This window comes from Mycobacterium sp., assembly GCF_039583785.1.
GTDB lineage: Bacteria > Actinomycetota > Actinomycetes > Mycobacteriales > Mycobacteriaceae > Mycobacterium.
The window spans coordinates 1-9,921 of record NZ_JAVKSG010000092.1; the positions used below are offsets into that span (position 1 = coordinate 1).

Consider the following 9,921-nt stretch of genomic DNA (forward strand, 5'->3'; position numbering starts at 1 on the left):
AACATAGGTCACTGTGGTGGCCTTTATAAAATCGGCGAGCTGCTCGATTGCCCACTCGGTGTTCATGACGCGGCCGCTGCAGACAGGCGCACGCGACCAGTGAGAAGCTGCTGCATCATGCCGATCTTGATGTCACGCGCCTTAGCAAGACGTGCCGATAGCGCGTCGATCTCGGCGTCGGAACCGGCCAAAGCGGCTGCAATGGCGCGCTGCTCGTCGACCTCGTTTGGCAGCGAGATCGGGATCGACCGGAGTTGCCCGCCGTTTAACGACGGCAGTGCCCCAGTCGTAACGAGCGAACTGATCGGGAATGCTGACAAAAAGTAGTGCATGAAGCGCACGTCGACACGACTTTTGTCTACGCAGTAGGCTGCCATGTTGTTATCAATGCAACTTGGCGCTGTCAGGATTCGCTTACGCTCGAGAAACACTGCGGCTCCGACCTTGGCGAACACAATGGCTTTGGGGGGCATGAGTACGGCACCCATCGACTTCCTCTGGGACTCGGTGACGTAGTTATTAGCCCGTCGCATGAACAGCTCATTGCCATCGTTGTTCATGTCTGACACTTTGAAAAACGGGATCTGCCCAGACATAGCCCCCTGGTAGCGGGGCGCGAACCCGCTGCCTCCTGTGAATGTTCCGAGATCTCCGGCTCGAAGATCGGCCCAATCCTGATTGAACCCTGGCAGGCGGGTGCGGCCGGTCAGGAGCTGCTGCATCATGCCCTGCTTAATCGCCTGCTTCTTGGCGATGAGGCGTTGAAGGGTCGCGATCAGGTCATCTGCATCCTGAAGTACGTCACCAATCCGACGTTGTTCTGCTTTAGACGGCAATGGCAGCGGCATTCGGACAAACTTTTCACGCGGGAGGTGAGCAATGCTGGTTTGAGTTACAAAGTCGGCGAAAGCGCATGTTGAGGACCAATGCGCGAGGAACGCCAGCATTAGCCGAGCATCGTATCCGTTCTTTGCGCGTAGCCGATGAAGTGCCTTCTGGTAGTAACACTCAGGCAATTCGTTTCGCCAGATTGCCCCTCGTCCAACATCACCGCCCTCACAAACGAGGAGGTCACCGTTCCGCAGGCGATAGCGCTGGAGATCTGAGCGGGTCATCGGGACAACGCCGCAGGCTGAAACATCGACCCGTCCCCACTGAACAGCCCGGTTCCCAAGATATGGCTTCGGGACACCAACATTCTTGGCTGCGTCGAGCATCTTGCCAAGCTGTACGTCGAATTGTTCGCCTACAGTTGACGTAGCCCACGTCGCATTCATGCCTCAACTCCCATATCGGCAAGGTGTGCTGCAACCTTGTCTTCGAGTCGATCAAGCTCGGCGTCGAGATCATCGACGGTCGCCGCGTAACGCTCGCCAAGCTGCTGAATGCGCGCGACAAGATCAAGCGTCAAGTCATCAACCTCACCTGCGCCACGGTGCACGACGACCGCGCGCCACTTGTCTTCGAGTACAAGCGCCTTGACCTCCTCCTCGGTCAGGTCCCCGTACTTCGTAAGCGTGGCGAGGTCAAGCTTGTCCTGGGCGTCCTTGACTGCTTTTTTGGCAGCGGCTTCGGCGTTGAGCAGTTTGAGCGCTTCGTTGGCGCAGGAGAGTGTCTCGTCATCGTGCGTTGCTTTGGCAGTCTTGATTGCAGCAGTCAGCAGTTTCTTGGTGTATGCGCCCTTGTCGTTGGTTGTATCGGAGAGCAGTGCCTCATCGACTCCGTGTTCCTCGGCGTGTTCGGTAACGGCTGCTGATGCAGTTTCGAATGCTGCGGCAAGGTCGTCGACCTTGGCCTGGTCGTCGGCGAAGTAGCGCGCGACGATCAGTGCCGGCGGGATGAGGTCCATCTTGTACTTGGTGGCGCTCCGGCCAGATCCGACAATCAGATCGGGGGTCTCGGTGAGCTTGCGTTCCTTATCCTCGAATGCCTTGCGCGGTTTGGCAGCGTTGAGCCAACCATCTGCCATGAGGAGATAAACGTCGTCGTGCATGGTGTCGTGCCAGTAGGTCATGAGCTGTTCGTAGACGTCGTACTCGTCGAGCAGTGGCATCGGCTTGAAGCGCGCCAGCAGGTCGTCGCCGATGGTCGCGATCACCTCGTTCGGCTTGGTGTCGGCGGTGATACCGGCGAGCGTGTCGCGGTGCGTGGCGAACCAGTCCTCGACGATGCCGGTGGCCTCGTCACGCAGTTTGTGAAAGCCAGGTGCGTCGAAGACCGCTTGCTGCACTGCGCTGATATCAATGGCCAGATCGCTGTAGTCGGCGCGGTTCGGTGTGAAGATCTGGCAGCGCAGCTGCGGAAAAGCATCCCAGTAGGGTTGGAGTGCGTCGAGGTCGCGGTCGGGGATGCCGCCGTGGAGGTGGGCGCTGAGGTCTTGCAGGTCCTCGGGTTCGGACGAGTCGATGTAGCGCGGGATGTTGAGGTTGTAGTCGTTTTTCGCATCGGCGATCTCGCTCATCGGCACCATGCGTGAGTAGCGGTCAATCTCGATCTGCTTAGTGAAGGTGTCGACTATCTTGTGGAGGTCCTGGCTGCGCAGGCGGTTCTTGTTGCCGTCCTTCATGAAGCCCTTGGAGGCGTCGATCATAAAGACGCCGGTGCGCGCCTGGGCGTTCTCCTTGTCGAGGATCACCACGCACGCCGGAATGCCAGTGCCGTAGAACAGATTTGCCGGCAGGCCGATAACTCCTTTGATGAAGCCGTGTTTGAGCAGGTTGCGGCGGATGGTCGCTTCGGCGCTGCCGCGGAACAGTACGCCGTGCGGCAAGATGATCGCTGCCTTACCAGTGCTCTTGAGTGACTTGAGGGCGTGGAGCAGGAAGGCGTAGTCGCCGTTCTTCTCCGGTGGTCGACCGTAGTCGAAGCGGCCGTAGTCATTCTCGAGCCCGTTGTTCCACGCCTTGTCTGAAAACGGCGGGTTCATAACCACGAAGTCGAACGTCTTCAGCTGATTCGCCACGAGGAAATGCGGGCTGGTCAAGGTGTTGCCCTTGGCGATCTCGGCGAATCCTGCCTGATCGTGCAAGATCATGTTCATCTTGGACAGCGCCCAGGTGGCGTTGTCCTTCTCCTGGCCGTAAATCGACATGTGGTGCGGCGCCTCGGCGGCAGCCTTCAGCAGCAGCGAGCCCGAGCCACACGCCGGGTCGTAGACGGTTAGGTCCTGGCGAGTGCCCGGTCCGATGCCGACGACCTTCGCGAGGACGCGCGAGACCTCGGCCGGGGTGTAGAACTGCCCCTTGCTCTTGCCGGACTCGGTGGCGAAGTGGCGCATCAGGTACTCGTAGGCGTCGCCGAGCAGGTCATCGCCCTCGGCGCGTGAGCCTTGGAAGTCGAGGTCGTTGAAGATCGTGACCAGCTTGGAGAGGCGGTCCTGCATCTCCTTGCCTTTGCCGAGCTTTTCCTCGTCGTTGAAATCGGCCTGGTCGATGACGTTGCGCAGGTCGTTGGCCTCGGCGAGGTGGGCGATAATCTTGTTGAAGCGGTCGCCGATTTCCTTGTCGCCCTTGGCTGCGAGCATGTCGTCGAAGGAGCCACCAGCGGGTACCTCGATGAGGCTGTTCGCGTCGCTCTTGGCCTTGTCGGACACGTACTTCACAAACAGCAACGTCAGGATGTAGTCCTTGTACTGGCTGGCATCCATGCCGCCACGAAGCTGGTCGCAACTTGCCCACAGGGATGAGTAGAGGTCCGATTTCTTGAGCGCCACGGAAACCTTTCTAGTCGTGTGTGCAGGCACCTGCGATGACCATATTGGCGGGACTTCTGCGTACTCGTCTTCGCCGCGCTGTAAGCATGCCAGGGGGCGGTGAGCCGGACCAGGGCAAACGGAGCCACTATCACCGCGGCAGCCGATTGTCCCAGCACACGGTCGTGGGGCTTCGCGACAACGTAGCTCACATGAGCTTCAGATTCCCCACCTGGAGGCGGAGTCTGCCGTGCTCCGGACGGTCGAACCCAGGCTGTCGAGGTAAGCGCCTCGGGCCCGCTCCGACGAAATCAACTCTGCGGTGTCAGTGACCGGTGGGACGATCACGCCGTGACGATCGACATCCCCGACGGGCAGCCCAACCGGCGATTTTTGCGATATGTGCGTCCGCCCATCAGAGACGACGAGAAACTTCCGCCTCTGTTCCCGCTTCGACCGGCGACACGTCCGCTGCGCTTGGGGGTCGATGTCACCACGGTGCCGGCGCCACCGGACGGGCTCCTGACCGGTTACCTCACGCGAGACGAGATCGAGGTCCAGCTGCTGGTGCCGGCAGACCAGCAGGTGCCCGTCGCGTGGACTGCCGCGCTCGGCGATCCGGTCGTTCGCCAAATCGGGTTCGCTTCGGTCGAGACCGCCGGGCGACTGCTCGACACAGTGCAGTTCAGTGTCGTCACGGAGTCCGAGCGCGAGTGGTCCCGGGGCACCGCCCACTTCTTCGACGTCTATCAGCAGCTCGACGCTCAGACCGCACCTGCCGACGCAGAACCGCTGACCTTGGAGCAGCGACACCATGCGGCTGCGTACGCCGCCGCTGCGGCCGCAGTGGGCATCGACGCCATCGTGACGTCGGCGCCGACTGTTGGTCGAGTCGACGTTGCGGACAACGACGTGGTCGCCAGCGTCACGCCAGACGAGGCGGTCGCCCTGATTGGGCACTACCTGCGGATGACGGCCAACCCTGTCGTGGACGTACAACGCGGCGGGCTGGTTGGCGGCGGTACGTGGGAGAAGACGGAGTCCACCGCCACCATCGAGAACTTCTACGACTGGGGCGTGGTATCGAACATGCCCTACTTTGACTGCTTACCGACCATCGCCGCTCGCGTAGGAGACGTTGATACTGTCGCCGCACTTAAGTCGATTCGAGTCCGGCTGGCCCGCGCCGCGCGGGCCTTCGACCACATGATCGCTGCGCTCTCCAACCCCGTGAACGGCAAGCGGCGAGCCGACCTGATCGAGACGGCCGCGGAAGCATTCGACCGCCAGTTGCTCTACCTCGCAGCGGCGTTCGACATTTACGGGCGACGGTTCCCGCTGCTGGTCGACCCCACGCGTGACCCGAAGAAGTTCCGCTTCTCGCTGGATGCGGCAGGTTACGTCACCGACCACCTGGAGAAGCAGTACGACGCTGATGCCGCTGCCATGGCCGACGTGAAACGACTCCACGTGTACGCAGGTGTGTGCAAGGTGCTCCGCAACCACATTCACGACGGCATCTTGCCCGTCCACCAGCACCCCGGCCGCAGCTACGGCAACTCGGTGAACATCGCCTTGAACCTGGACGCGATGCCCGAACTCCTACCCGGAGCCAACGACCGGATGACGCAAGAGCACTACGATTCGCTCGGGGTGTGGCGCGCCGATCCCACAGAGATATTCGGAACACCGGCGACTGTCGCGGACCTCGCAACCGCCGGCTTCACGCTCATGAGTGCCGGTCTCGCGCTCGTCGAGGCGTTCACCAAGCTGATCGTGCGGAACAAGCCGAAGACGGCGTCGGCGACGAGCCCTCTTCTCGGGTGTGTCCAGGCTCAGTCGGGTGAGACCGAGCCGCTGCCGCCTGAGCGCGCGGTGCTCTATGAGGTGCTGTTCGGGTGGCAACCGGCGTAACTGCCACCTAACCGAGAGGCCGTCTGGCGGTCAGTGTGACCGGGGATCGTCTCTGAATGCCCAGCCCGCGTGAACTCCGACGAAAGGTTGCTTGACTCTCGCTTCGACGCAGGGGCTACGGGCGGCCCCGAATGATGATTTCGACGGTGCTCGTTGCGTCGATGTGTTGGGCAAGCTCCGCCGATATGTATCTGGCGTGACCGCGGATTCGACGGATGATCTCTCGTCCGGAACGGGCGGTCGCCGGCTCATGGTGCGCAACCCGGTTGCGAGCCTTCAGCAGGTCGCTCAAACCGTTGTGCAGTTGCGCGCGGCGGGTTCCGCTGGGGTAGGCGTGTGCCAAGTGGGGCAGCCAGACGAGAGGTTCGTGCCGACGTGACGTTAGAAAGACCCAGAACCCGAACGTTAGCTCGGCAATCACCTTGCCTGCCGGCGCCGCGTTCCCGCCAGCGTTGTCACGCGCCGTGGCGATGTCGCGGTGCGTTCGCGCGTTCCCGGCCACGCTTCGGGGGAATAGATAATCGGCCGAAGTGCTGTCGAGCCAGTGGGTGTCGCCAACCACGACCGCTCCCATTAGGGCGGTGTCGTACATGTTTCGCAGTCCGACCTCCAGGTGGGCGAAGTCGTGCAGCAGGGCAGCGTTCAGGCTGGTGCTCCATTCGTACAGTGCCAGGGCACGCGACCTGTCGTGGCCGGCCATTCTCAGGTACGTTGCGAACCGTTCGGAGCTCAACCAGCTCTCGACCCAAGGCCCGTACGGCACCGCCATGCAGGCAGTCAATCACGGCGTTGCTGGTCGACATGGCGGCCGTGTAGACTGCTTTACACAAAGGCCAGAGTTGCATCCCCAAGGATGTTCTGGTTGAGAATTCAGAAGAGCCCGGTATTCGACCCTCGCGGCCGACCCGGGTTCTTTGTTTCTGAATGCGGTGATCAAGGCGTCGTCGGGATGCGGCGTGAGACTTAACGGCAATCGTCCGACACTCGCATGATTACCGGCGCGACCGAAAGCTACGAGCCGACAACGAAGAGCCGCACCTACGATCACGATGTGGCCAGGCTTGGTGGATTCCCGCAGAATCGGCCGTTCGATCCCGAGGCCTTGCCTGCGCTGATCGAAGAGCTTCGCGATCTGATGACCGGCAGGGACCTCACCCAGCTCATCAACTCGCTTGTGGTGCCGGCCATGATGGTCGCGTTCACCGGAAGGGAGAGCCTCGCCGACGGAGATTCGACATCGACGTGGGCAGCGAAGGTCGAGTACCTGGTAGGTGTCGCCCTGTCCGTGGATCCTGCTGGCGACGCGGACACCCCGCACGAGGTCATGCAACGTGTGGGGCAACTGATCAGCGAGATCTTCGAAGCCGACCAGTTACGCATGATCACCGCGTCCATCGAGAATGCCGACACCGACGACGGGGACCGTGAACTTCTGCTCCAGCAGCTGAAGTTGGAGTACCAGGCGGACCGGATGCCCGGCTACGCGGTACATCTCGAACAGGTCGACGCCGAGGTGTTCGGACGACACCGCGACTACTACAAAGCCGGACTCGGCTTCGACCCCGCGGACGTGATTCGGGCTACTCGGCGGCACACCCGATCGTTGAACCAGGCGTTCAGGGCGGCGCACGACGCAGTGGCCGCCGCACTAAACAGCGGCGCGCAGAATGCCGCGGCTGGAGAGGCGTGGCTCAAGGCGCTCAACGGGGCCACGCTGTGGGATCCCGACGACGTCGCGGCCAGCACCGGCATCGCCGTGGAGCAAATTACTGCGACGTTGGACTTCTTCTCGACCGAGTACGGCTGCCAACCGGAGTTCCGGGCGCCCGGCGACCAAAACCGGGCACGTACCCATCCCTGCATCAAACTCGACGACGGGACATACCTCGTTCCGGACCCGTGGTCGTTGTCAGCTGTCATCCACCAGCGCCTCGCGGTGGAACCCAAACGTAACGGCTTCGACCCGCAGAAGTACCACAAGCACCGCCAGGACGCGCACGAACGCTTGGTCGCCGGCGCGTTGAAGAAGGTGTTCGGGACCTCGAACGTCTACTCGACGCAGCACTACGCGCTCGCTTCCGGAGACCGAGGCGAGGTCGATTCCCTCGTCTGCGCGGAGTGGCCCCTGGTCGTGGAGGCCAAGGCGATCGCACTGACTGAGTCTGGACGGCGAGGCGCCCCCGGCCGAGTCGATACGAAGGTCAAGGAGATCCTCGGCAAGGCGCTCGACCAGATCGACCGTGCCCTGACTTACATCCTCGATGAGGGCGGCCGGTCGTTCGCGCCCACTGAGAACGGGCGGCCGGTCGAGCTGCTGCCGGGAGACGTAACCGGCGGCACTGCGGTCATCGTCACGTTCGAGCGCATCGATCCATTTGCTTCTGGCGGGTTGGCGGTTGCGGGGGGCGTCAACCGCCCGACTTGGGTCGTGTCCCTCACCGACATGCTGATGGTCGCCGACATCCTTACAGACCCGGCAGCGTTTCATCACTACGCGCGGACACGAGCAGACATGCACTCGGCAGGGGCGTTGGCGGCCGCCGAGGCCGACGCCCTCGGCGCCTACCTCCTCGCTCGTCTCAGTATCCTGCAAATCACGGCGGCCGAGGAAGATACACGCACCCTCATCGGATATTCGTGCGAGGCACTCAACGACTTCTACACCCGACAAGAAGCTGGGCTGGAGGCGCACAAGCCCACGACGGGTGTCTTGGACGAGGTCATCAGCGCATTGGCGAACGCGCTCACGCAGCGGGGATGGGTGAGGTGTGTTGACGCGGTGATGACGGCGCACTCGTCCGTCTGGCCCAAGTGGAATCGGTTCCGACGCAAACACCGGCGCGGCGGAACATTTACCCTCGCCGGCCAGGTATCTCTCGTCTCCATCGCAAACGTGGACTCATCTCTTGAGCAGGCCGACGACGCGATCAGCCTCAACATCCCTGCCCCGCGCTGAACTCACCTGCGCCCCGGTTGATTCGGACGCTAGGACAGCGCTGAGGAGACCGTCCCGCATCGACATCCTCGACGCGTTGCCGTTGTGTCGTTTGGCGGATTGCAGATGGCGGACGGCGCACCTAATCAGTATCCCTAACGCGTTCGGCGCCAGCGGCTTTCAGCAGCTCATCTCGCGCTTCGTGAAGTCTGTCAAGAGCGCTCCTCAGGTCGAGGGCGGCGTCGGCCAATTGAGAGCGAGCTGCGGGATCGCCATGTGACGCAAGGCTCGCGGTCGCCAATGTGAGCGCCCTAACGTGGCCCAAGACATCAACGGTGTAACGAGCGGTCCGCATCGGGGTGGCACCGCCGGGTCGCTGGAGATGGTCTCTCATCAGACCCAGCCAGTCTTCGATCGTGTATCGATCGAAGTTGTACATCGCGTTGAGCACCCAGCGTTGCCACGCCGGCGGGCGTCCCGATGACGTCCGGAGTGCGAGAGGAGGGGTAACCATGGTCGCAACTCTAAGGCCCGAAACCGGCGACTTCGACGGCCGAACGAAAGAACTTTCCGGCGACCAACCCGACTTTCGCGTGGTGGGCAATGGTGAGGTCGGCTGGCTTCACTTACAGACCCGCCGCCGACAATGCCGCGGCAAGGTTAGATGCAAAAGCCGGACCGTCATTCACAAGCGCGTATCCGCCGGCCAGGCCGCCTTGGTTGCAGAAGGCTCGCCTTCGTCGCATCCTCCGATGAGTTACGACACCGGTGTTCTGATCAACACGGGGGACCAGCCGAGAGGCCGTGCGTGGCACGACGGCAGTCGGGAAGCTGCTGGCGGGATCGCCGTAGATCGCTTGGCTACGTGACCAGCGTCGCACGATCCGGCGGACAGCCAGGTACGTGCCCTGAGCGACCTCCACAACCGCAATAGCCTTTTTGAGGCCGTAGACACCCCAGAATCGGCCAGGTCCACAGCCAGGCCGCTGCCACAATTCAGGCACAATGTGTTGGTATTCCTTGTCACCATTCATGTTTGGTGAAGAGTGCTTAGTGAAGTAGATCGCCAACCGTTTGGGGTCGCAGGCTTTCAGCCCGTTGCGCACATCGATAGCGGTGCCGGCGAGCCGGTGCCGCGCCTTCTGCTCAGCATCAGGATGGTCGACAATCCGAGCCCACGTTTCGGACAGCCATTGAGCGAAGCGTCGGCCTGACCGTCCTGGTGGCATCGGCGGTGCCATCCACAGATGGATGTGCGGAGCACCGCGCCGCTGAAACTCCAGCTTCCAGATGTAGCGGGCCGGTTCGCCATACTCGCGCTGAAAGCGCTTGCGTAACAACACCATATGCCGCTTGACGCTGGCCCCGTCGGGTGCGACGA

General features: G+C 62.1%; 6 protein-coding genes. 2 read left to right on the forward strand and 4 right to left on the reverse strand.

Going from position 1 to position 9,921, the window contains the following annotated elements; translation table 11 throughout:
• Positions 1-62: 62 nt before the first annotated feature.
• The gene (locus ABDV69_RS18770) at positions 63-1,277 is read right to left on the reverse strand and encodes a restriction endonuclease subunit S (RefSeq protein WP_343577090.1); all 1,215 of its coding nucleotides are present in this window, start codon (positions 1,275-1,277) and stop codon (positions 63-65) included.
• On the reverse strand, positions 1,274-3,712 hold the full coding sequence (locus ABDV69_RS18775; RefSeq protein ID WP_343577091.1) for a type I restriction-modification system subunit M: 2,439 nt from the start codon (positions 3,710-3,712) through the stop codon (positions 1,274-1,276). Before ABDV69_RS18775 ends, ABDV69_RS18770 begins: the two co-directional genes overlap by 4 nt.
• A gap of 330 nt (positions 3,713-4,042) precedes the next feature.
• On the opposite strand from ABDV69_RS18775, the gene ABDV69_RS18780 reads away from it, so the two are divergent.
• Positions 4,043-5,605: a hypothetical protein gene (locus ABDV69_RS18780; RefSeq protein WP_343577092.1), complete on the forward strand. Its 1,563-nt coding sequence runs from the start codon at positions 4,043-4,045 to the stop codon at positions 5,603-5,605.
• Positions 5,606-5,720: 115 nt separating this feature from the next.
• On the opposite strand, the gene ABDV69_RS18785 is transcribed toward ABDV69_RS18780, so the two are convergent.
• Complete coding sequence (locus tag ABDV69_RS18785) at positions 5,721-6,305, reverse strand: CAAX protease (protein WP_343577094.1); 585 nt, start codon at positions 6,303-6,305, stop codon at positions 5,721-5,723.
• A gap of 351 nt (positions 6,306-6,656) precedes the next feature.
• Here ABDV69_RS18785 and ABDV69_RS18790 point away from each other — a divergent pair, with 351 nt between their 5' ends.
• Complete coding sequence (locus tag ABDV69_RS18790; RefSeq protein WP_343577095.1) at positions 6,657-8,561, forward strand: hypothetical protein; 1,905 nt, start codon at positions 6,657-6,659, stop codon at positions 8,559-8,561.
• 605 nt (positions 8,562-9,166) lie between these two features.
• On the opposite strand, the gene ABDV69_RS18795 is transcribed toward ABDV69_RS18790, so the two are convergent.
• Positions 9,167-9,921, reverse strand: a 755-nt coding sequence (locus ABDV69_RS18795) for a hypothetical protein (RefSeq protein ID WP_343577097.1), incomplete at its 5' end; no start/stop codon positions are given.

Excerpts from the sequence above, each read along its gene's own strand:
- ABDV69_RS18785 (WP_343577094.1), bottom strand. The coding sequence starts at position 6,305 with ATGGCCGGCCACGACAGGTCGCGTGCCCTGGCACTGTACGAATGGAGC.
- ABDV69_RS18770 (WP_343577090.1), bottom strand. The coding sequence starts at position 1,277 with ATGAATGCGACGTGGGCTACGTCAACTGTAGGCGAACAATTCGACGTA.